The 23,146-nt window shown below is 43.4% G+C and carries 23 protein-coding genes, 4 tRNA genes and 1 other annotated feature; of the genes, 23 read left to right on the top strand and 4 right to left on the bottom strand.

The window, feature by feature from the left end; translation table 11 throughout:
• Window positions 1–26 precede the first annotated feature (26 nt).
• Both dnaB and MKZ05_RS18635 read left to right on the top strand, forming a co-directional pair.
• Window positions 27–1,391 (top strand): replicative DNA helicase, encoded by a 1,365-nt coding sequence (dnaB, locus tag MKZ05_RS18640; protein WP_003214779.1) that lies wholly within the window; start codon window positions 27–29, stop codon window positions 1,389–1,391.
• 129 nt (window positions 1,392–1,520) lie between these two features.
• Entirely contained in the window at window positions 1,521–1,934 is a 414-nt protein-coding gene (locus tag MKZ05_RS18635; protein ID WP_003214623.1) for a VOC family protein, read from the top strand.
• Window positions 1,935–1,966: 32 nt separating this feature from the next.
• On the opposite strand, the gene MKZ05_RS18630 is transcribed toward MKZ05_RS18635, so the two are convergent.
• Window positions 1,967–3,172, bottom strand: a complete 1,206-nt coding sequence (locus MKZ05_RS18630; protein WP_253621958.1) for a cytochrome P450 — start codon at window positions 3,170–3,172, stop codon at window positions 1,967–1,969.
• Between the two features lie 106 nt (window positions 3,173–3,278).
• On the opposite strand from MKZ05_RS18630, the gene MKZ05_RS18625 reads away from it, so the two are divergent.
• From MKZ05_RS18625 to MKZ05_RS18610, 4 genes are all read left to right on the top strand, one after another.
• Window positions 3,279–3,890, top strand: coding sequence for a TetR/AcrR family transcriptional regulator (locus tag MKZ05_RS18625; RefSeq protein ID WP_226804532.1), 612 nt, complete (start codon window positions 3,279–3,281; stop codon window positions 3,888–3,890).
• Between the two features lie 216 nt (window positions 3,891–4,106).
• Window positions 4,107–5,396, top strand: a complete 1,290-nt coding sequence (locus MKZ05_RS18620; protein WP_212046520.1) for an adenylosuccinate synthase — start codon at window positions 4,107–4,109, stop codon at window positions 5,394–5,396.
• Between the two features lie 136 nt (window positions 5,397–5,532).
• Complete coding sequence (locus tag MKZ05_RS18615) at window positions 5,533–6,666, top strand: DUF418 domain-containing protein (protein WP_253621960.1); 1,134 nt, start codon at window positions 5,533–5,535, stop codon at window positions 6,664–6,666.
• A gap of 15 nt (window positions 6,667–6,681) precedes the next feature.
• Window positions 6,682–6,888 carry a hypothetical protein gene (locus tag MKZ05_RS18610; RefSeq protein ID WP_253621961.1) on the top strand — a complete coding sequence of 69 codons (207 nt, stop codon included), beginning with the start codon at window positions 6,682–6,684 and terminating at the stop codon, window positions 6,886–6,888.
• A 32-nt stretch (window positions 6,889–6,920) separates the two neighbouring features.
• Here the strand turns inward: MKZ05_RS18610 and MKZ05_RS18605 are convergent, their stop codons facing one another.
• Complete coding sequence (locus tag MKZ05_RS18605; protein WP_012011881.1) at window positions 6,921–7,445, bottom strand: peroxiredoxin family protein; 525 nt, start codon at window positions 7,443–7,445, stop codon at window positions 6,921–6,923.
• Window positions 7,446–7,787: 342 nt separating this feature from the next.
• Here MKZ05_RS18605 and MKZ05_RS18600 point away from each other — a divergent pair.
• The 11 genes from MKZ05_RS18600 (at window position 7,788) to MKZ05_RS18550 (ending at window position 15,928) form a co-directional block, all read left to right on the top strand.
• A tRNA-Lys gene (locus tag MKZ05_RS18600) sits at window positions 7,788–7,863 on the top strand.
• 6 nt (window positions 7,864–7,869) lie between these two features.
• Window positions 7,870–7,941, top strand: a tRNA-Glu gene (locus MKZ05_RS18595).
• A gap of 81 nt (window positions 7,942–8,022) precedes the next feature.
• Window positions 8,023–8,099: transfer RNA gene (locus tag MKZ05_RS18590), tRNA-Asp, on the top strand.
• Between the two features lie 27 nt (window positions 8,100–8,126).
• Window positions 8,127–8,199 (top strand) — tRNA-Phe (locus MKZ05_RS18585).
• A gap of 350 nt (window positions 8,200–8,549) precedes the next feature.
• Window positions 8,550–9,257, top strand: coding sequence for a response regulator YycF (yycF, locus tag MKZ05_RS18580; RefSeq protein ID WP_003215017.1), 708 nt, complete (start codon window positions 8,550–8,552; stop codon window positions 9,255–9,257).
• Between the two features lie 7 nt (window positions 9,258–9,264).
• Window positions 9,265–11,103, top strand: a complete 1,839-nt coding sequence (walK, locus tag MKZ05_RS18575; RefSeq protein WP_137054106.1) for a cell wall metabolism sensor histidine kinase WalK — start codon at window positions 9,265–9,267, stop codon at window positions 11,101–11,103.
• Complete coding sequence (gene yycH / locus MKZ05_RS18570; protein ID WP_253621962.1) at window positions 11,093–12,472, top strand: two-component system activity regulator YycH; 1,380 nt, start codon at window positions 11,093–11,095, stop codon at window positions 12,470–12,472. Before walK ends, yycH begins: the two co-directional genes overlap by 11 nt.
• A complete protein-coding gene (gene yycI / locus MKZ05_RS18565) occupies window positions 12,459–13,322 on the top strand; it encodes a two-component system regulatory protein YycI (RefSeq protein ID WP_137054108.1) in 864 nt (287 codons plus the stop codon). The genes yycH and yycI overlap by 14 nt, the downstream gene beginning before the upstream one ends.
• Window positions 13,323–13,328: 6 nt before the next feature.
• Window positions 13,329–14,123, top strand: a complete 795-nt coding sequence (locus MKZ05_RS18560) for an MBL fold metallo-hydrolase (protein ID WP_044139071.1) — start codon at window positions 13,329–13,331, stop codon at window positions 14,121–14,123.
• 81 nt (window positions 14,124–14,204) lie between these two features.
• A complete protein-coding gene (locus MKZ05_RS18555) occupies window positions 14,205–15,392 on the top strand; it encodes a S1C family serine protease (RefSeq protein WP_253621963.1) in 1,188 nt (395 codons plus the stop codon).
• A 68-nt stretch (window positions 15,393–15,460) separates the two neighbouring features.
• Window positions 15,461–15,928, top strand: a complete 468-nt coding sequence (locus MKZ05_RS18550; protein ID WP_253621964.1) for a GNAT family N-acetyltransferase — start codon at window positions 15,461–15,463, stop codon at window positions 15,926–15,928.
• A gap of 36 nt (window positions 15,929–15,964) precedes the next feature.
• Here the strand turns inward: MKZ05_RS18550 and MKZ05_RS18545 are convergent, their stop codons facing one another.
• Together MKZ05_RS18545 and MKZ05_RS18540 are read right to left on the bottom strand one after the other, a co-directional pair.
• Window positions 15,965–16,846, bottom strand: a complete 882-nt coding sequence (locus tag MKZ05_RS18545) for an ABC transporter ATP-binding protein (RefSeq protein WP_106030133.1) — start codon at window positions 16,844–16,846, stop codon at window positions 15,965–15,967.
• A complete protein-coding gene (locus tag MKZ05_RS18540) occupies window positions 16,847–17,533 on the bottom strand; it encodes an ABC transporter permease subunit (protein ID WP_253621965.1) in 687 nt (228 codons plus the stop codon).
• A gap of 192 nt (window positions 17,534–17,725) precedes the next feature.
• Window positions 17,726–17,996, top strand: a binding site (T-box leader).
• Window positions 17,997–18,106: 110 nt separating this feature from the next.
• Here MKZ05_RS18540 and MKZ05_RS18535 point away from each other — a divergent pair.
• The 6 genes from MKZ05_RS18535 to rlmH all read left to right on the top strand — a co-directional run bounded on the left by MKZ05_RS18535 (window position 18,107) and on the right by rlmH (window position 22,987).
• Window positions 18,107–18,967 (top strand): S-adenosyl-l-methionine hydroxide adenosyltransferase family protein, encoded by an 861-nt coding sequence (locus tag MKZ05_RS18535; protein ID WP_137054112.1) that lies wholly within the window; start codon window positions 18,107–18,109, stop codon window positions 18,965–18,967.
• Between the two features lie 14 nt (window positions 18,968–18,981).
• Window positions 18,982–19,539 carry an ECF-type riboflavin transporter substrate-binding protein gene (locus MKZ05_RS18530; RefSeq protein WP_041508071.1) on the top strand — a complete coding sequence of 186 codons (558 nt, stop codon included), beginning with the start codon at window positions 18,982–18,984 and terminating at the stop codon, window positions 19,537–19,539.
• Window positions 19,540–19,558: 19 nt separating this feature from the next.
• Complete coding sequence (locus MKZ05_RS18525; RefSeq protein WP_253621966.1) at window positions 19,559–21,274, top strand: ABC transporter ATP-binding protein; 1,716 nt, start codon at window positions 19,559–19,561, stop codon at window positions 21,272–21,274.
• Window positions 21,265–22,095, top strand: a complete 831-nt coding sequence (locus tag MKZ05_RS18520; protein WP_253621967.1) for an energy-coupling factor transporter transmembrane component T — start codon at window positions 21,265–21,267, stop codon at window positions 22,093–22,095. Before MKZ05_RS18525 ends, MKZ05_RS18520 begins: the two co-directional genes overlap by 10 nt.
• Window positions 22,096–22,256: 161 nt before the next feature.
• Window positions 22,257–22,427, top strand: a complete 171-nt coding sequence (locus tag MKZ05_RS18515; protein WP_008360116.1) for a CxxH/CxxC protein — start codon at window positions 22,257–22,259, stop codon at window positions 22,425–22,427.
• Window positions 22,428–22,507: 80 nt separating this feature from the next.
• Window positions 22,508–22,987, top strand: coding sequence for a 23S rRNA (pseudouridine(1915)-N(3))-methyltransferase RlmH (gene rlmH, locus MKZ05_RS18510; RefSeq protein WP_253621968.1), 480 nt, complete (start codon window positions 22,508–22,510; stop codon window positions 22,985–22,987).
• Window positions 22,988–23,146 lie beyond the last annotated feature (159 nt).

Raw genomic sequence — 23,146 nt, 5'->3', positions numbered from 1 at the left:
TTTTTTATGAAAGGACGGTGCTTGGCATGACGGAACTTCTCGATGACCGGCTGCCGCCGCAAAATATAGAAGCCGAGCAGGCCGTATTAGGTGCTGTTTTTTTAGAACCATCTGCGCTCACGCTCGCTTCTGAGGTATTAATTCCAGAGGATTTCTATAGAATGTCGCATCAAAAGATTTACAATGCGATGCTTGTACTTGGTGATAGAGGGGAACCGGTCGATCTTGTTACGGTGACTTCTGAACTGGCCAATACAGATTTACTAGAAGAGGTAGGCGGGATTTCGTATTTAACCGATATTGCGAATTCTGTCCCAACTGCCGCAAACATTGAATACTATGCAAAAATTGTAGAAGAGAAATCAATTTTAAGACGTCTGATCCGCACGGCGACAACCATTGCACAGGATGGGTACACGCGTGAGGATGAAGTAGAGGATCTGTTGAGTGATGCTGAAAAGACCATTATGGAAGTGGCGCAGCGTAAAAACTCAGGAGCCTTCCAAAACATTAAGGACGTGCTTGTTCAGACATATGATAATATTGAACAGCTTCATAACCGAAAAGGCGATATCACAGGGATTCCAACAGGTTTCTCCGAGCTTGACCGGATGACAGCTGGATTCCAGCGAAATGACTTAATTATTGTAGCGGCTCGTCCATCAGTAGGGAAAACAGCCTTCGCATTGAACATCGCACAAAATGTTGCGACCAAAACGGACGAAAGTGTCGCCATCTTTAGTTTAGAGATGGGGGCTGAGCAGCTCGTCATGCGTATGCTTTGTGCAGAGGGGAATATCAATGCACAGAACCTAAGAACCGGTAATCTGACAGAAGAGGACTGGGGCAAGCTGACAATGGCGATGGGCTCGCTATCAAATAGTGGGATTTTCATAGATGATACGCCTGGAATCAGAGTAAGTGAAATTCGTTCGAAATGCCGCCGCTTGAAGCAAGAAAACGGTCTTGGCATGATCCTGATTGACTACTTACAGCTCATTCAAGGGAGCGGACGATCAAGCGATAACCGTCAGCAAGAGGTTTCTGAAATCTCTAGGGCATTAAAATCACTGGCAAGGGAGCTTGAAGTTCCAGTTATTGCCTTGTCTCAGCTTTCACGTGGAGTAGAGCAGCGTCAGGACAAACGTCCGATGATGTCTGATATTCGTGAATCAGGAAGTATTGAGCAGGATGCCGATATCGTGGCATTCCTTTATCGTGATGATTACTACGACAAAGAATCAGAGAATAAGAACATTATTGAAATCATTATTGCTAAACAACGTAACGGTCCAGTTGGTACAGTATCACTGGCGTTCGTCAAAGAATATAACAAATTCGTCAACCTGGAAAGAAGATTTGACGATGCGGGTGTTCCGCCCGGTGCTTAAAGCCCAGCTCAAGAAGCTGGGCTTTTTTTGATGGATCTACATCGAAAGAATGATTGAAAAACGGTCGAAATGAGGAGGAGAGAAAGACAGAGAAATCGTATACTAAAAGGAGAAAAGGAGTGATGACTGATGAAATTTCAACAGTTCGAAGCCGCTCAATTACGCATCGCACGCCCAACCGTCAACATGGAAGAGGTTGTGTCCTTTTATGAAGAAGGCTTAGGGCTCAAACGAATAGGCTCGTTTGATCAGCATGAAGGATATGACGGCGTCATGCTGGGACTTCCTCATCAGCATGTTCATTTAGAAATCACGAAGCATGAAGAAGAAGAAAGTCTGCCCTCCCCGCATCCAGAACAGCTTCTTGTGTTCTATATTCCAAATGCTGAGGAATTTCAGCAAATGAAAGAGAGGTTGATCTCATTTGGCGGACGGCAAGTCACCTCTACAAATCCATATTGGGAACGGGGAGGAGCAACCATTGAAGACCCAGATGGGTATCGCATTGTGCTCATGAACACAGATGGAATCACCCCCGTTTAAAAAAAGACTCCCATGCCCGGGAGTCTTTTCTGTTATGAACGAGGCGTGACGCGCAGTTTCAGTTCTTTCAGTCCATACATGCTGCTGCTTGTCATCGGAACGTAAGAAAGGAGCTCTAACGCCTCATATCGTTCGATTAAAGTCTTTATAGCTGTACATGCTTCAAGACGTGCGAGTGGTGCGCCAAGGCAGAAATGGATGCCGTGCCCGAAACCAATATGAGGATTAGGGTGGCGGTGTATATCGTATTCGTGTGCGTTTGAAAATTGACGCTCATCTCGGTTGGCGGAAGCAAGAAACACAATCACATTGTCTCCCTTCTTCAACACTTCTCCTCCAAGCTCTGTATCTTTTGTGACATAACGGACGATCGTAGGAGCTGGTGCACGAAAACGGACGGCCTCCTCCACCGCGCGTGGGATGAGTTCAGGTGATTGGGCGAGCGCTTCATAGGCACCCGGCTGTTCTAACAAGCTGAAAATCATATTGGAGATCAAGTTGGTGGTTGTTTCGTTGCCGGCTAAAAGGAGAAGATTACAGAATGGTATTAGTTCATCCGCTGACAGTTTTTCTCCATTCTCCTCCGCTTGAATGATGAGGGAAATCAAATCATCACCGAGATTGTGACGTTTCTTTTCAATGGTGTCTGCAAAAAACGCCATCATGTCAGCTTCTCCTTTGTCACGTGTTTTCTGCCATTCAGCTACATCCTCCTCATTTTCACTTTTAGGCATGCTGACGAGAATATCTGACCATTCTTTAAAAGATTGTTTATGCTCTGATGGCACACCTAAAAGCTCTGCAATGACAATGACAGGAAGCGGATAAGAAATGTCTTGCACTAGGTCAATCTCTTTTTTTTCTTCAAGTTGTGCCATGAGTTCATCCATTAATTCATGAATACGAGGCTCCCACAATTTCATGACTCGAGGGGTAAAGGCTTTGCTGACAATGGAGCGGATACGAGTGTGATTGGGAGGGTCCATCATCACCATTGTTTTCATCAGTGAATGCTTCCGCTGGTTTTTAGGAGGCTGACTCGAAAAGGTATCTTTATCGATTGTCACACGCTTTGCTTCCTCGTAGGTGAATACACTCCACGTTCGGCTAGTTTCGTCAAAATGAACAGGTGATGTCTGGCGCATGTTGGCATACCAATCAAATGGGTGATACGGGTCCTGCTTGTTTTTTCCTCTTAATAACGTTTTTTGCACGGCACTTGGGGTTGTTGTTTCCATGATCATCACTCCTTATAGGTTGTCAGATGCTTCCTTTTTTTCATTGTGTTAGATTAAAGTTAATTCATCAGCCTGGAGGATTCAACCAACAGAAAAGCGAAATCTGTTGAAGAAAATAGGAAGGGGAGAGCGGCTTGTGGCGGACTGCTACAGAGGGGATAAGCGCGCAACGGAATCAAAGCAGCAATTAAGAAAAGCATTATTTCAGTTATTAAGCGAGAAAGAATGGGGGAAGATTTCTGTACAGGATTTGACGAAAGTGGCGGGCATCCACCGCACGACCTTTTATCAGCATTATGAGGATAAATTTGATCTTGCCCAGCAGGTGATGGATGAGATGTTTGATGTGATGAAATGTGCCATTTTTGGGCCTGTACAAGAAGGTAATTTGGAAAAAGAGCATGCGGCATATGTGTATATTTTTCGATTTTATCAGCATTTGCAAGAACACGAAGAGGAGTATCAAATTCTCTTGAAGCGAGGACGAGAGCTCAATATTCATGGAACGGTTCGTGCTTTTTTTGAAGAAAGCTTTTCTTTGGGGGTAAAGGGGGTTGCGGGCTCAAAGCCTGATCCGCATCTCGTTCCTATCGACATGCAGAAGCAATTCGTCATTTCGGCTTACGTTGGAACAGCTGAATGGTGGCTGAGGACAGGGAGACCGTACTCACCTGATTTTATGGCAAGCTCTATGATTCATTTAATTGAAAATCAATAGAAAGTAAGAATAATCAAAATTGTTGTTTTTACTCAAAATCTCCCTTTTTAAGCGCTGAAGAAGTGATTAAAGCGCTTTTTCTCATATTTAAAACGAACAAAATTTGATTTCGAGATATTAATGTTCGGATTTCGCGTTGACTTTTTCGTTTTGCATTGATAAAATAAATGTGTTTGAAAGAGATAACGTTTTGAAAGGTTAACGGAGGTGCACGATATGTCTTCAGTAGTCGTAGTAGGTACGCAGTGGGGTGACGAAGGGAAAGGGAAAATTACCGATTTCCTTTCAGAAAATGCAGAGGTGATTGCCCGTTATCAAGGGGGAAACAATGCAGGTCACACGATCAAATTTGATGGAGTGACTTACAAGCTACACCTCATTCCGTCCGGTATTTTTTATAAAGAAAAAACTTGTGTCATCGGTAATGGAATGGTGGTTGATCCTAAAGCGTTGGTCACTGAGCTTGCGTATCTTCACGAACGGAATGTGAGTACAGATAACCTCAGAATCAGCAATAGAGCCCATGTGATTTTGCCTTACCATTTAAAATTGGACGAGGTAGAAGAAGAGCGGAAAGGGGCTAACAAGATCGGTACGACGAAAAAAGGAATCGGACCAGCTTATATGGACAAAGCAGCTCGTATCGGTATCCGTGTCGCAGATCTATTAGATCGTGAAGTATTTGAAGAGAAGCTTGCACGTAATCTAGAAGAGAAAAATCGTCTTTTAGAGAAAATGTACGACGCAGAAGGCTTCAAGATTGAAGATATTTTAGACGAGTATTATGAATATGGTCAGCAAGTGAAAAAATATGTCGTGGACACATCTGTTGTCTTGAATGACGCACTAGATGAAGGCCGCCGCGTGCTATTTGAAGGAGCACAAGGTGTGATGCTTGATATCGATCAAGGGACATATCCATTTGTTACGTCATCTAATCCAGTGGCTGGAGGAGTGACGATTGGTTCTGGTGTAGGACCAACGAAAATTCAACATGTGGTCGGCGTGTCAAAAGCGTACACAACACGTGTTGGAGATGGCCCATTCCCGACAGAACTCCATGATGACATTGGCGATCAAATCCGTGAGGTTGGCCGTGAATACGGTACAACAACTGGACGCCCGCGACGTGTTGGCTGGTTTGACAGTGTTGTTGTCCGACATGCTCGCCGTGTGAGCGGGATTACAGATCTATCTCTTAACTCAATTGATGTATTGACAGGGATTGAAACATTGAAAATCTGTGTCGCTTATAAATTGAACGGAGAAATTACAGAAGAATTCCCAGCAAGTCTAAAAGAATTAGCGAAATGTGAGCCTGTCTACGAAGAAATGCCAGGATGGACAGAGGATATTACAGGCGTGAAGAATTTAAGCGAACTGCCTGAAAATGCCCGTCATTATTTAGAGCGTATTTCACAATTAACAGGTATTCCACTTTCCATTTTCTCAGTCGGACCAGATCGATCCCAAACGAACGTTGTCCGCAGCGTGTACCGTCCATAATCATAGACTGATCAGACACCAGTAAAATTGCACATTTTACTGGTGTCTTTTTGTTTAAAAATTTCTTAATTTCAGTAGAACAAGCTTCCGATCATTACCAAAATATGATAACTGTATAGGGGGAAGGAGCGTTCTAGTGAAAGAAAGAATAAGATTATTAGATATTTTAAGAGGTTTCGCCATATTAGGCACATTGGGAACGAACGTCTGGTTTTTTGCCTATGCAGGGGATACCTTTGCGACAGATCAGATTGCAGATGAATATGAGAATGGCAGTTTTCTAGAAAGCCTTGTTTCCATGTTCGTCTATGGGAAAATGCTCTCGCTGCTTACTATCATGTTCGGTGTAGGGCTAGAACTCAAATACCAGCAGGCCAAAAGAAAAAACACGCCTTGGCCGGGTACATATTTATGGATTCTTTTATTTTTATTTATCGAAGGCTTTGTCCATTTTGCACTTGTGATGGAATATGATGTGCTCATGAGTTACGCTGTCACCGGTTTGCTTGTGGCATTTATTGTGCGAGGAGGGAGCAAGCGTATCAAAAGAGGCATGCTCTTCTCTGGGGTCATTCATCTGCTTGTTCTGTCCTGTCTGATGGTGTTCGCCCTCTCTGAAATGGAAACAGCATCGTATGATCAAAGCAGTGAACCGGCGCTGGAAGAGCAGCTACCAGACACATGGATCTCACAGGTTCAAGAACGATTACAACACTTTTTCATGTACCGGGGGGAAGCGATCTTTATCATTCCAATGAACACATTTCTGTTTTTATTAGGTGTGCGGATGATGAGAGCCGGTGTTTTTTATGCAAACGAACGCGGGCAATCTCTACGGAAAAGATTATTCCGAATCGGTCTGTGGGTGGGTTTGCCGCTGAATGCACTTGTCTTCGTTCCGAACGAACTAGTGGAATTCGTTGTGCGCTATGCGTTTTCGCCATTCCTCTCTCTTTTCTATATCGCTGTCATTGCGAAGCTCCTAGCTCACACGGAGTCATGGTTCATGTGGAATTGGTTTGAATATGTAGGGAAAATGGCACTCAGCTGTTACATCCTGCAAAATGTCATCTGCTCGGTTCTTTTTTATAGCTGGGGATTGGGTCTTGGCGGGCAAATCAACGCCCCTCTTATCGTATTGGCATGGCTGCTCATTTCTCTTCTGCAAATCGCCATATCAGCATGTTGTCTAAAGGTTTGGAGAATTGGTCCAATGGAATATATTCGTTCGCAGGCACTTCGCCGGGTGACGAAGAAGAAAGCAGCATAAAGGGGAATCGTTACAATGTTTTTCAAAAAAAGTACGAAAAAAGAACAAGCGAATGCACATAAAGCAGCTGGGCCGGCATTTATCTTTTATCTTCTCGCATTAGGAGGACATTCGCTGTACTCTTATTTCCAAGATGATAAACCACCCGTCACTTTTGTGATTCTCATGTCGGGTCTTCTTGTGTTTTTCGTCGCAGACTGGATATATCATAAAAGGAATTGATAAAAGAAGCCCTCGTCATGAGGGCTTCTTTCTTATTTCACGCTTTTATATTGGCCTTTTAAGTTTTTGCGGATGTACTGAATGATTTTGCGCAGTTCGTTGGCATGCGGTCTGCCAAACGGACTTGTTTGTCTTTGCTGATAGAGGACTTGGCCCTTTTCGTTTAATAAGAAATAGGCAGGTTCCCCGTGCACTCCGTGATCTTCATAAGGAGCATCTTCTCCGTGATAGTGGACTTCATATGCTTTTAATGAAGTGAGGTCCTTGTCAGACATGATTGGGAAGGATAGTCCTTCTTTATCGGCAAATTCCTTCAAGTCATCAGAATGATCCGTTGAAATCGCCATTAAGTGGATATCCTTGTCTTGAAAGTATGACTGCTGCTGTTCGAGCTCTTTCAATTCTTCTACACATACTGGGCACCATGAGCCTCTAAAGAAGACGATGAGGTGCCAGCTTTGATGCTCCTCTAAATGTTTGTGAAAATCAATATGTTCGCCCTGAATGGTTGGAAGTGAAAAATTGGGCATTTTATCTCCTAATTTGAATGAACTCATACTGCTTCCTCCTTTTTCAATCACAATGTCACTTGTTTCATGTATAACCAATTCCGGGAGGTCTAAAACGTTTCTATGTGCTTGAATAGGTAGTGATCATGAAAAGAGGCAGCAAAAATGAAGGCGGTTGCAAGTAGAAGGGATTTGGCAGGAGATTTCAAATCCGACACTTTTTTTAAAAAAATGTCGAAAAACGTATTGCCATATGTAATTACTCTATGATATTATAAATCTCGTTGTTGCAAAGGTCTCTGAAACTTGTTAGGATGCGATGTTCCAGCTTTTTTAAAGCGATTGGTTTGACGCAATACAACTTCTTCAGAATTACTTTTCACAAACCGAGAGCCATTAGCTCAGTTGGTAGAGCATCTGACTTTTAATCAGAGGGTCGAAGGTTCGAGTCCTTCATGGCTCACCATGTATTGGCCCGTTGGTCAAGCGGTTAAGACACCGCCCTTTCACGGCGGTAACACGGGTTCGAATCCCGTACGGGTCATTGATTTACTTTAGCGTTAAGCTAATTTTTCCTCACTTGCTTGGAAGAGCACCACGATTGCTTTTTCAGGCAAGTTACTGAGGTCCGGTAGTTCAGTTGGTTAGAATGCCTGCCTGTCACGCAGGAGGTCGCGGGTTCGAGTCCCGTCCGGACCGCCATTTATACTTATTCATCTTTTTGATGATGGCTCGGTAGCTCAGTTGGTAGAGCAACGGACTGAAAATCCGTGTGTCGGCGGTTCGATTCCGTCCCGAGCCACTTCCAAACGCATCTGCAATCGCAGGTGCGTTTTTATTTTATGAAAAGAAGGCATAAAAAGGGAGAAGCCGGACCTAGGTAGGGCCCGGCTCCATAAGAAGAAGACGTTACATCTATATAGACGATCAGTGACTGGAAAAGTTTCAATAAAAAAGGAAAAAAACCATCATTTTTTTGAGTATCGTCTTCCTATCCAACGATTGCTAGAAAAGAAAGCCGTTATTATTTTTATCTTTGCCACGTAAAACGTTATAATAGACAGTGAACCTTTTTTGCTCAAATGAAAAAGGTCTGATGAGACATGCAAAAATGGAATGACATAGATGCTAAAAATGCAGGAGGAAATCACAATGGAAAAAAAGATTCTTGTCGTAGATGATGAAAAACCGATTGCTGATATATTGGAGTTTAACTTAAGAAAAGAGGGCTATGAGGTTCATTGTGCATATGACGGCAATGAAGCCCTTGAAATGGTAGAAGAAATCAAACCGGACATTATTCTGCTCGACATTATGCTACCGAACAAAGATGGCGTTGAGGTATGCCGTGAAGTGAGAAAGAAATATGACATGCCGATTATCATGCTGACAGCAAAAGACTCTGAAATTGATAAAGTCATCGGTCTTGAGCTTGGCGCAGATGATTATGTGACGAAGCCATTTAGCACGCGCGAACTGCTTGCCCGTGTGAAAGCGAATTTGAGAAGACAAATTGCTACGCCGCAGACAGAGGAAGAATCTGAATCAAATGATATTGAAATTGGATCACTTGTCATTTATCCAGATGCGTATGTGGTGTCTAAGCGCGAGGAAACGATTGAATTGACGCACCGTGAGTTCGAATTGCTTCATTACTTAGCGAAACATATCGGACAGGTTATGACACGTGAGCACTTGCTGCAAACCGTATGGGGCTACGATTACTTCGGGGATGTCCGTACAGTAGACGTCACCGTCCGCCGTCTTCGTGAGAAAATTGAAGACAACCCTAGCCACCCGAGCTGGATCGTGACAAGACGAGGCGTCGGCTACTATTTAAGAAACCCAGAGCAGGACTAAGATTCTTATGAATAAAGTAGGTTTTTTTCGCTCGATTCACTTTAAATTGACCTTAATTTACGTGCTGCTGATCATTGTCGCCATGCAGATCATTGGCGTGTACTTTGTGAAGCAGCTAGAGCAGTCCTTAATTAATTCATATGATAATTCCTTGAATCAGCGAATCTACTCGTTATCGTATTACCTAGAACAAGATTCATCGAAAAGCAAGGCAGAATTAAAAGAGGATGCTCAAAAGATATTAAACGACTTTAACAACAAAGATGAGTCTAATGAAATTTCTGAAGTCAGCTATATCGATGAAAGCAGAGAGGTGATTGCCTCTGTGAATAACGGCAGTCAGGAGATTGCCGGCAAGAAAATCACAGATCAAATCATTAGCCGGATTTTCGCAGTAGGCAAAGACTATGAAAAGAAATTCTATGACCCAGAATCCAATAAACGGGTGCGTATTTCTGCGACAGCCGTGAAAAATGAAAACCAAGAAACTGTCGGTGTGATTTATGTTGTGTCTTCGATGGAGAGCGTGTTTAACCAAATGCGAACCATTAACACCATTTTGGCAACGGGCACACTGATCGCACTTGGGACGACCGCATTACTTGGAATTTTCATCTTTAGAACAATTACTCATCCTATTTCGGATATGAGGAAGCAAGCGATCGAGCTCGCCAAAGGGAACTTTTCCAGAAAGGTTCGAAAGTATGGACATGATGAGATTGGCCAGCTTGCGACGACCTTTAACCATCTGACGAGAGAGCTGGAGGAAGCGCAGCTGATGACGGAGGGTGAGCGGAAAAAGCTTTCTTCGGTCATTGCCTATATGACGGATGGCGTCATCGCAACGAATCAAAACGGTGCGATTATTCTATTAAACAGCCCAGCATTAGAGCTGTTAAATGTTTCACGTGAAACAGCTCTAGAGATGCCGATTACGTCCTTACTGGGCCTCGAGGACACGCATACCTTTGAAGATTTAGTCGAAAATCAAGATTCCATGCTGATAGAAATCGAACGCGAAGATCAGCTGTCTGTTTTGCGTGTGAATTTCTCAGTGATTCAGAAAGAGCACGGGAAGATTGATGGTTTAATTGCGGTCATTTACGACGTCACAGAGCAGGAGAAAATTGATGCAGAACGCCGTGAATTCGTCGCAAACGTATCACATGAGCTGCGCACACCGCTGACGACGATGCGAAGCTATCTTGAGGCACTGGCTGAAGGGGCAATTGGTGATAAAGAGCTTGCGCCAAGGTTCCTCAGTGTCACGCAAAATGAAACAGAGCGTATGATCCGTCTTGTTAATGACCTGCTGCAGCTGTCTAAGTTCGATAGCAAGGATTATCAATTCAACCGTGAGTGGACGAATTTTATCAGGTTTATCTCATTGGTCATTGATCGTTTTGAAATGACGAAAGAGCAGCATGTCGATTTTATCCGCAATCTTCCGCAGCGTGAAATATATGTGGAAATCGATCAAGATAAAATCACACAGGTGCTCGATAATATCATTTCCAATGCCATGAAATACTCGCCAGAGGGTGGACATATCATGTTTACCGTTGATTTGGATGAGGAGAATGGTCTTGTATTATTCAGCGTCAAAGATGAAGGGATCGGTATTCCGAAGAAGGATATGGATAAAATCTTTGAACGTTTTTATCGAGTGGATAAGGCGAGAACAAGAAAACTTGGCGGAACCGGCCTAGGCCTTGCGATTGCAAAAGAAATGGTTCAGGCTCATGGCGGAGATATTTGGGCTGACAGCATTGAAGGAAAAGGAACAACGGTGACCTTTACCCTTCCGTACAATGAAGAACAAGAGGATGATTGGGATGAAGCGTGAGACCTTTAAAACCATAATATTGACAATCCTAATTGCGATCAGTCTTGTGTTTACGTGGAATATCTGGATGTTCCAGCCCGTCATGCAGGACCAGGCAGATGCCGGCACTCAGGTCGTGGAAACGAAGAAGATATCAAGCGATGAGCCTAGAAGCCTCATTGATGTCGTGAAGCCGCGCGAGATGTTCATCCATTCAAATGGGGAGCATTTTAAAGTGGATCAAAAGGAACTCTTTCAAAACTTCTGGAATGATGTGAGCCTTTGGGATGTGAAAGAGATTTCGGATGTGTCAGATCAATATTCGGAGCAGAAATTTAAGAATTTCTTCTATGGAAGCGGAGGACAGGGGAAGACATTGGATCTTGTGTTCAATGACCCAATTCCGATTGATATTTTCCAAGCGTTGTTTAAATGGCCGAACAAGTCCATTGAATACAACTCGTTTGACCGGATGATTGTGCCGTTCTCCCAGCAGGACAAGGCCAATAAGAAAGTCTATTTGGTTTCATACAGCAAGGAAACGGTGCTTGAGCTGACAATAGAATCCGCTAACTATCGAAATCTCATGGACAGTATCGCAGCCGCTCAAAACGAGATGCCGCACTATGATCTCTATACATTCTCAGCGAATTCGAAACGAGATTTCCTCCTTCCGAGAAAGCAAAAGCAGCTTGAAGCGAAAATGTTCTTTATCGAAACGATTAAGACAAGTAAATTCAAGGACGCTTTGTTTACGGACCCGAGTCTTGTCGGTGAGGAGTCTAATTTAAATCGGACGGTGTACACAGATGGCACAAGCCGTCTTGAAGCCAATCAAAAAGACCACCGCATCCAATATCAGCATCGCAATATCAACAGCAGCACCGTTTTCCAAACGGGAGATTTGATCAAGCGAAGTGTGAAGTATTTCAATGATACGGGAAGCTTTACCGATGACTATCAATACTTTGGCATCAATAGCAATCAGCAGCTTTCCTTTAATATGTTTATGGATGGCCTGCCGATCGTTAACAGTACAAAGCATCCATTTGGGATGACCTCTCTTGAAGTACAGTGGGCGAATGATGACATCTTGAATTACAAGCGTCCAAACTATATTCTAGGCAACAAAGCAAGTCAGAGTGAGCAGGTCAAACTGATGAATGGGACAGAGCTGAAAGACTTAATCGTCAAGCAGACGAAATATGATGACCTTGAGAAAATTGAACAAATTTTCCCGGCCTATCAAGCTGCTTCCATCGCATCAGATCAAGATCAAGCGATGTTTGTCTGGCTGGAGCCAGTATGGTGCATGAAATACAACGGCAAAACCGTGATTCTATCGCATGATTTGTTGACAGAGGGGAGCGAGAATCATGGAGTGGAATAAGACCAAAACGATCTTTATCCTAGCCTTTCTCGTTCTCGATATCTTTCTAGGTTTTCAATACTTTGAAAAACGATCAACCGATCATTTTGCGATTATCGAAAAAACGGATACGCTGGAAGAAATGAAGGCAGACGGGATCAAATATGGCAATCTATCAGATGAAGCGAAGATTGGCTACCGCATTACAGCTGAAAAGAAGCAATATACGAAAAAGGATGTTGACGAATTAGCTGATCAAAAGGCGAAAAGCACATTCCCGAAAACAGACAAAGATGATCCTGTCACGCTGCTTGAAATGACCTTCACTAAACCAGTGGCCTTGCCGAAAAAAGATATGAAAACAGCGGCGGCAAACCTGGTGAACCAGCGTTTGCTGGATGGGAAGAACTATAAGCTGTGGAGTATTGATGAAGAGACAGGGAAGATCGTCTTTTTCCAAACGTATAAAGGGAAATACATCTTCCAAGAGGGCCTTGATGACTCCGAAACCATCGGAAAAATCACCCTAGATCTAAATGATAAAAACGAGGTCGTATCGTATCAGCAGTCGATGGTGACATCGATTAATGAAGTGAGAAAAGAAACCCTTGTGCCAGCGCTTGAAACTGTGAAGGATTTATATACGCAAAACATGCTGAGCCAAAACACGACCGTGAAAAAGGTAGAGCTGGGCTACTATACGCAATACCCAGGTGCAAGCACGCAGGTCATGGTGCCTGTATGGCGAGTCGAGCTTGAAGGCGTATCAACTGGTTCAAAGAAAAAGACAGAGGAAGAATATTTGATCAATGCCATTGATGGCTCTACACTTGATCATATAGAGAAAGATGACAAATCTTCAATGGAGTGAGAGAACATGAGCTTGCAGTTCAGTGTACTAGCGAGCGGAAGTACGGGGAACGCTTTTTATTTAGAAACAGACGAGCATGCCTTTTTAGTGGATGCTGGGTTAAGCGGCAAACAGATGGTCGAGCTGCTTGGTCAAATCGACCGCAAGCCTGAAGACTTGGACGGCATTTTTGTGACACACGAGCACTCAGATCATATTAAAGGACTAGGTGTCATGGCAAGAAAGTACAAGCTCCCTGTCTATGCAAATGCGAAAACATGGAAGGCGATGGAGACTCATATTGGGAAGATTGACACAGAGCAAAAATTCCATTTTGATATGGAAACCGTCCAATCCTTTGGCGGTCTCGATGTTGAGTCCTTTGGCGTCTCACATGATGCGGCCGAGCCCATGTTTTACGTGTTCCATTATGGCGGGCGCAAACTTGCTCTAATGACGGATACAGGCTATGTCAGTGACCGTATGAAAGGCATCATTCAATCAGCCAATACATTTGTATTTGAGAGCAATCATGATGTCGGTATGCTGCAAATGGGCCGATACCCGTGGAGCATTAAGCGTAGAATTCTAAGCGATGTCGGACATGTTTCAAATGAAGATGCGGCTCTTGCGATGACAGATGTCATTGGAGATGCCACCTCACGCATTTACTTGGCTCATTTGAGTCAGGACAACAACATGAAGGATTTAGCCCGTATGGCGGTCCAGCAGACGCTTGAAATGAAAGGCTTTGTTGTCGGGGATGGCTTTGATTTATATGATACGGACCCGAAAAAAGCAACCCCGCTTTGCGCCGTATGATTTTTACAATCGTATGATTAAGATAAGAGCTTCTTACCAACACTATATACATCATCTATTCACTGAAAGGAAGGAAACATAGTGGATTATCGCGATGTAGAGTGGAAGCCGAGACGAAGCAGAAAAGGATATTTCCTATCTGGTCTGATCGGTGTATTGGTAGGAGCTTTTTTAATGGGATTCTTTTTCCCCTATGTAACAGGACAGAGCGGCAGTCCCTTTGGGTGGCAGCAGAACGGAGATGGGCAAGCAGCACAGGGCCCTTTAAAGACCGTCAATGTGAACGTCAATGATGCCGTCACAAAAGTCGTATCTAATATGTCGGATACGGTTGTAGGCGTCATTAATATCCAAAAGTCGAGCTTTTGGGAAGAAGGCGGAGAGGCAGGCAGCGGGTCAGGTGTGATTTATAAGAAAAAGGGTGACACCTTTTATATCGTGACCAATCACCACGTCATCAAAGGTGCCAACCAGCTTGAAGTGAGTCTTCAGGATGGGACAAGAGTTGGCGCCAATCTTGTCGGAAGCGATCAGCTCATGGATTTAGCAGTTCTCACCGTCAAAAGTGATAAGATCAAGAAAACCGCCGCCTTTGGCAATTCAGATCATGTGAAACCCGGTGAGCCAGTGATCGCCATTGGAAATCCATTAGGGCTTGAATTCGCAGGCTCTGTCACACAAGGTGTCATTTCTGGAACGGAACGTGCGATTCCTGTGGACTCGAATGGAGACGGTCAGGCGGATTGGAATGCGGAGGTACTGCAAACAGATGCCGCCATCAATCCAGGTAACAGCGGTGGAGCCTTGATCAATATGGACGGAAAAGTGATCGGCATCAACTCAATGAAGATTGCAGAATCAGAGGTTGAAGGCATCGGGCTTTCTATCCCGGCGAATCTCGTCATCCCTGTCATAGAAGATTTAGAACGTTACGGAGAAGTGAAGCGTCCGTATCTAGGTGTTGGCATGAAATCTTTAGCAGATATTGCGAGCTATCACTGGGAGGAAACGTTGAAGCTGCCATCTAACGTCACATCAGGAGTTGTCGTGATGAGTGTCGAGTCTTTGTCTCCAGCAGGAAAAGCGGGGCTCAAAGAGCTGGATGTTGTCACCTCCTTTGATGGCAAGAGTGTACAGAATATCGTAGACCTTCGTAAGTATTTATATCAAAAGAAAGTCGGCGACAAAGTAAAGGTGCAGTTTTACCGAAGTGGAAAGAAAAAATCAGTAGAAATCAAACTTTCTCAAACCGACCGATTCGGCGGATAACCAGTTCCTTGATGGGACTGGTTTTTTTTGCATGCTCATCATATGATGGAGGAAAGGGGGCGGTATGATTGGTTACACTACAACCAATGACACAAGCGGATTACGATGCATTGATGGAGAAGTCCATTCAGCGGTACGCAGAAGAAAAGGTACTCGCAGGGACATGGGAAAAGGAAGAATCACTTGCGAACGCAGAAGAACAATTTGGTCGGCTCCTTCCTGAAGGTCTACAGACAGAGCATCATGAGCTATGGAATCTCTTGAATGGGGAAGAAGCGATTGGCTGGGTTTGGCTTTGTTATGACCCCAATCACCCGCAGCATGAAGGTTTTATTTACAACTTTATTTTATTCGAAGCTTTTCGAGGAAAAGGCTTTGCAAAACAGGCCATTGCTGCATTAGAGGAGCAGGCAAAGTCATTAGGCGTGCAGAAACTCTCGCTTCATGTCTTTGCTCATAATCAAATTGCCCGTTCACTGTATGAGAAGACGGGATTTGAAGAAACCGGAATCTATATGAGTAAACCTTTATCATAAAGAAGAAGCACCGTGCGGATCGCATGCGGTGCTTTTTTATGAGGAACTCATGGCATCTTGAGCCGTAACTCTGTATAAATCAACTTTGCATTTCACGAAAGCGCGGATGATCGATGGGACTTGGGCTTCTGAACGAATCAACAATGAGGTCTCGTCATCACTGATCACAAGATCTGTTCCAACAGTTTGTAAGTACTGTGTGAGAACAGGCTTCACCTCATCATCAATCCACGCATGCTTGAAGGTTGCACGTATGTTTGAGGATGTGATGGTTTTCTCTTGAGGATGTGTATGGGGGGACACTAATTTTCCTTCAGAAATAAAAGCAGTTTTTGTACAAATACTATTTGTGAACCTTGGGTGGTCAGCCGTTAATAAGACGGTTTTCCCTTCATGTTTTAACGTGTCAATGACCTGCTGGATGTGCAAGATTGAATCTGCGTCAATATCAGCAAAAGGCTCGTCGAGTAAAATAAATTCGGGGCGATGGGCGATAGCCTGCGCCATGCCGAGCCGTTTCTTCATACCAGGTGTGAACGAACCGACCTTTTCCTGATGATAGCGATCTAAGCCGACAAATTCGAGCAGTTCTTCATAATCACTCGTTTTCTGGCGCGTCCCGGTGATTTTTGATAAGTAGGCAATATGTTCAAGTGCCGTAAGCCCTTCATATAAATCCGTATATTCAGGCAGAACACCGATATGCTGCCTCACCTTTTTTAATGAAGGCATATCCATCATCGTGAACGTCCCAGAGGTTTGCCGGGAAATTCCCGTAATGATATTGAAAAACGTCGTCTTACCAGAACCCTTCGGTCCAATGAGCCCGAAAATATCACCTTGATTGACATCAAGGGTAATGTGATCTATCGCGACTTTTGTCCGATATTTTTTTGTGAGTTCTTTTGTATGTAGCATTTAGACATCCCTCCTTTGAAATAGGAGTGCTGTTCCAATGAGTAAGATAACGGTCAATGCTGTATTCAAGAGTATATAGGTCAGCGGCTCACTCAAGCGCACATAATAATAAGGCGTCATATATTGGAACCAATGAATCAATCGTTCTGAAGAAAGAACAGATATCATACTGACGATTGGGAAAAGAAAGGAAAACAACATCCCAACAAACATTGATTTCTGTGGGGTTGGAAAGAGCATGGAAAAAAATAAAGCACATGAGATACCGACACTGATAAAGGTTAAGATTTTTAACGCATCAGAGAACAGGAAACGATGTGAAATCACCATATTCAGTACGTATGTCGTCATGATACAGCTAAGCCAAAACAGCATCAGTCCAAGATATTTCCCGATAATAATGTTCAAACGAGTGGTTTTACTGACGAGAAAACGAATGGTTTTCAAATGAATTTCTCGGCTTAAAATATCGTGAGACAATAAGAAAATAAGGAAGAAACCAAATAACGACATCACCAGTTCATTCCCAATGGAATAAGGATCCTTTGCCTCCCATTTGTCCTGATGAGCAGCAATAAACGGTAGAGTTGAAACAAAAGTAGATAAAATGAAAATAATAACAATTGTTAAAATGGATTTTGTGCTTTTGAAGAGCTGCTTAAACTCATTCATACAGATGGTCCACACACGCTGTACCTCCCTTCATCTTTATTATACCGCTAGAAAGGAAAGACACCATATCTTGCTCTTTAACATTTGTTTAAATTTTATAAAAAGAAGACTCTTTCAACACCAGTTGACTCATTTTTGAAAATGTTCAGAAAAATATCTTGATTTATCAAAAAACATCATGTATGATAGCTTTAATTCAAGATAGTTAAACAGGCAATGACGAGAGAAAGTACAATCATCAATTTTTCCACAGAGAGCTTCGGCAGCTGAAAAGAAGCAAAAATAATGATTCGAAAAATGGTCTCTGAGCCTCGTGCTGAACATATCTATGATATTAGTAGGACACGACGAGAGTTGGTACTCGTTATCAAAACCACAGTATATGAGCCAGATTGGAGCTTTGTACTTGTAGAGGCTGTTTAGCGCGAGCAAACAGTAAATAAAGGTGGTACCACGAGACAAATACCTCGTCCTTATGATTCAAAGATAAGGATGGGGTATTTTTTATTGTCCACTTTTTTCATACAAATGTTCAAATGTTCCACGTGAAACACCACATCCATTTTTTCAAATGAAAGGGAGATTGACATGAGTGAACATGCATTGGTTTTACAATCAGATTTCGGTATTGATGATGGAGCAGTCAGTGCCATGTACGGAGTGGCAAATACGGTCAGCAGCAGCATCCGCCTTTTTGATCTAACACACAATATTCCGCAGTATGACATTTGGGAGGCATCTTACCGCCTGCTCCAAACCGTCACATACTGGCCAGAAGAGACGGTATTCGTATCCGTCGTTGACCCAGGCGTAGGGTCAGAAAGAAAGAGTCTTGTCGTCAAAACCACAAGCTCGCACTACATCATTACCCCAGATAACGGGACACTCACGCACGTCGCACAGGATATTGGCATAGCGGAAGCCCGTTATTTAGATGAAACCATTAACCGACTGCCGAAGTCGGGAAAATCACATACATTCCACGGGAGAGATATTTACGCGTATACAGGGGCGAGAATCGCTTCAGGTGTGATTTCTTTTGAAGAGGTTGGGCCAAAGGCGGATATTGATGATATTATTCACCTTCCAGTCGTACAGGCTTATGCGAAAGAAGAGGTCATCACAGGAACGATTGATATTTTAGATGTGAGGTTCGGAAACCTTTGGACAAACATTCATCATACGCTATTTGAGCAGCTTTCAATCAATTATGGGGATGCAATAGAAGTTACCATTGCCAACGGGCCAAAAAATGTGTATAAAAATATCATGACCTATGGACGATCTTTTGCCGATTTAAAGGTAGGCGAACCACTCGTATATGTCAATTCACTCGATCATTTAGGCGTGGCGATCAATCAAGGGTCATTTGCAAAGGCTTATAACATCGGAACAGGCACAGGCTGGCGCCTTTCGATTCGCAAAGCTCCGCGCATTATATACGAATAAGAGGAGGATACATCATGGCAGGTAAACAACTTTCAACGAAAACTGTCGTTGCCATCGGAATTGGCGCAGCCGTCTTTGTCATTTTAGGACGATTCGTCTCCATTCCAACTGGGATTCCGAATACACAAATTGAAACCTCGTACGCATTCCTTGCATTAATGGCCGTGCTATTTGGTCCTGTTGCAGGCGCACTGATTGGGTTTATTGGTCATCTTATTAAAGATGCCACCACATTTGGCCCTTGGTGGAGCTGGATTATCGTTTCAGGTGTTGTTGGGTTATTGATTGGCTTGATTTCGAACCGTTTAAAAGTAGAAGAGGGCGACTTTGGCTGGAAAAAAATCACGCTCTTCAATGCCGTACAAGCAGGCGCACAGGCATTGGGCTGGTTTGTCATTGCCCCGGTACTCGACATTGTGATCTATGCAGAACCTGCGAACAAAGTATTTGTTCAAGGCATCGTGGCGGGAATCTCAAACATCATCACAGTCGGTGTACTAGGAACCATCATCATTGCGGCTTATGCGAAAACGAGAAGCAAAAGCGGCAGTCTATCGAAAGAAACATCATGAAGCAAGGTGGAACACATAAATGAAGAAACCGATGATTCAATTCGAACATTTCGGATTTCAATATCGCAGTCAGGCAGAACCGACATTGAAAGATATCAACCTGACCATCTATGAAGGCGAAAAAGTCCTCATCGCAGGCCCGTCTGGATCGGGAAAAAGCACACTAGCCCATTGCATCAATGGGCTAGTTCCTGCGTCTTATAAAGGTTCTATGGAAGGAAGTCTTCACATCGGCGGGAAAAATGCAGAAAAAGAAAACATTTTCTCTCTTTCACAGCTCGTCGGAACGGTGCTGCAGGACCCTGATGGACAATTTATCGGGCTGACCGTTGGAGAAGACATCGCATTTACACTTGAAAATGATCAAGTCACACGCGAAGAAATGAAAGCACGTGTCGAAGAAGCGGCAAAATTAACAGAGGTAGACGGCAAGCTGGCATCGTCCGTGCATGAGCTGTCAGGCGGTCAAAAACAACGTGTCGCCATCGCAGGCGTACTTGTCAACGATGTCGACATTTTGCTGTTTGACGAACCACTTGCAAGCCTTGACCCCGCAACAGGTAAAGAAGTGATCGATCTCATTGATCGACTACAAAAACAAACGAAAAAAACCGTCGTGATGGTCGAGCACCGATTAGAGGACGTCCTCTTCCGCCATGTGGACCGCATCATCGTTGTCAATGAAGGAACGATTGCAGCGGATATGACCCCAGATGAATTGCTCGCCTCAAATGTATTAGAAGCGGCGTATTTACGTGAGCCTTTATATGTAAAGGCTATGAAATATGCAGGCATTCCGGTTGCACCGGGAGATCAGATCGCTGATTTACAGCGTCTCACCTTAGACGACGAGGCAAAAGAGAAAATCGAGCAATGGATGGAAGCATCTGAGCCGTCAGTAGAGCAGATTGCAGCACAGGATTTACTAGAAGTGCGCGAGCTGAGCTTTGACTATCCAACAAGACCAAATACGCTGAGCAACATCTCTTTTACCGTCAAAAAAGGAGAAATGATCAGCATCGCAGGAGCCAATGGCGCAGGCAAGACGACATTATCTAAGGTGCTCTGTGCATTTGAAAAGCCAACGAAAGGGTCAATTCTTTTAAATGGCGATGACATCACAGGAGATACGATCAAACAGCGCTCCGAACGAATCGGCGTCGTTATGCAAAACCCAAATCAAATGATTTCAAAACAAATGATTTTTGATGAAGTCGCATTTGGTCTCGTTTTAAGAGGCGTAAAAGAAGAAGACATCAAGGAACGGGTGGAGCGAGTCTTAAAAGTATGCGGTTTATACCCATTTCGGAACTGGCCGATTTCTGCTCTCAGCTTTGGACAGAAAAAGCGCGTCACGATCGCATCAATTCTTGTATTAGAACCAGAAATCATTATTTTAGATGAGCCAACCGCCGGACAGGATTTTAGACATTACACAGAGATGATGACGTTTTTAGAGCAATTAAATCAGCAGGGTGTCACGATTTTGATGATCACCCATGATATGCACTTGATGCTTGAATACACAACAAGAACCATTGTCATTTCAGATGGAGAAAAAATCGCAGATGATACACCAGCCAAAGTGCTGACAGATCAGCTGCTTGTCCAAAAGGCGAGCTTAAAGGAAACGTCGCTGTATGAACTGGCACTGAAAGCAGATTGGCCAAATCCAAATGAGCTCGTGGATCGCTTCATTGAGGTTGACAGAAAGGAGCGAATGACATGGCTGTAGACATGCTGTCCTATATCGACCGCCCGTCGCCGATTCATCGGCTGACAGGTGCAACCAAACTCATTTGCTTTATCCTCTGGTCATCCGCAGCGATGCTCACGTATGATACAGGTGTATTAGTGTTTATGCTAGTTGCCAGTATCGTGTTCTTTCAGCTATCAAACGTGCGATTTCGTGATATCTCCTTCGTGGTGATTGTCCTGGCGATTTTCCTTGTCATCAACAACATCGCCATTTATATCTTTGCGCCGCAGCAAGGTGTCGCCATCTACGGAGCAAAGCACGAGCTATTTCACATTGCAGGCTGGTACAACGTCACACTTGAACAGCTTTTCTATCAGTTGAACATTACACTGAAATACGTGACCGTAATGCCAGCAGCGCTTTTGTTTATCGTGACAACAAATCCAAGTGAATTCGCCTCATCGCTCAGCCGAATCGGGGTTAGCTACCGAATTTCTTATGCTGTAGCGATTGCTCTGCGCTATATTCCAGATATTCAGCGTGATTTTCGAACGATTGCAATTTCTCAGCAAGCAAGAGGCATTGATTTATCGAAGAATGAAAAACTGGGGAAACGGATTAAAAATGCGCTGTCGATTGTGATGCCGCTGATTTTTTCTAGCCTAGAGCGGATTGAAACGATCAGCAATGCGATGGAGCTGCGCGGATTTGGAAAGCATAAAAAGCGCACATGGTTTATGGCGAAAGACTTTCAAAAAGCAGATTATGCAGCGTTATTGTTTGTTGGTGTGGTACTGATCGTTTCGCTAGTGATTACATTTGTTAGAGGAACGAGATTTTATAATCCTTTTCTATAGAAGGAAGCCTTCACAGGAGTGGAGGCTTTTTTATTTGGTTTGTGGATAAAAGGTGTGGAAAATGGTAAAAGACTATTAACATGTGAATAAATCGGTTATATTGAACATTGAGCGAAATACTTGTGAATAACCAGACAATATATTGGAGGAATTAGAAACTTATGAACAAATCACTTTATGCTTGTGCAGAACATATAGAAACCGTACTAGACATGTACATAGATGATCACGAAACACCGCCAGAATTCAGAAAAATCGAACATACACACAGCTTATCCACAACCTGTGAATTGTGCGATGAACCTGCAATATATATAGTGGGGAACGAATGATCGGACACAAAATACACAAATTTTATCCACAATTGTTGATAACTTATATGAATAACTTGTTCTTAAGGTGGGGATGACCTGTGAATATATCAATTATCACAGTAGGAAAATTAAAAGAGAAATATTTAAAGCAAGGCATAGCCGAATACACAAAACGATTACAGGCTTACGCAAAAATCGAGATCATTGAGCTCGCAGACGAAAAAGCACCCGAACACCTCAGCGAGCAAGACATGAAAATCATCAAAGACAAAGAAGGCGAACGCATCCTAAGCAAAATCAACCCAGACGCCCACGTCATCGCCCTTGCCATCGAAGGAAAAATGAAAAGTTCCGAAGAATTAGCCGATACAATAGATAAGCTGGCAACATACGGAAAAAGTAAAGTATGTTTTGTCATAGGCGGGTCGCTTGGGTTAAGTGATGCTGTGATGCAGCGTGCGAATGAGAAGCTGTCGTTTTCGAGGATGACGTTCCCGCATCAGTTGATGAGGTTGGTGTTGGTGGAGCAGATTTATCGGGCGTTTCGGATTGTGCGGGGGGAGCCTTATCATAAATAGGTAATGGCTTGGGGAGAAATATAATCCCTTTGTGATTAAAGGATTAGGTTTATCAAAAAAAGAAGCTGAAATGTGTTCATGGGAACGAACTATAGAAAATATCTAAAAAAAATAGAAGTAGATTATTGTAGACACCTTATAAACTTTATCAGAGGAGTT

This window comes from Bacillus sp. FSL M8-0277, assembly GCF_037975305.1.
Taxonomy (GTDB): Bacteria; Bacillota; Bacilli; order Bacillales; family Bacillaceae; genus Bacillus; species Bacillus pumilus.
The sequence above is the reverse complement of the archived record's forward strand: the minus strand, read 5'-3'. Positions and strand labels throughout refer to the sequence as shown.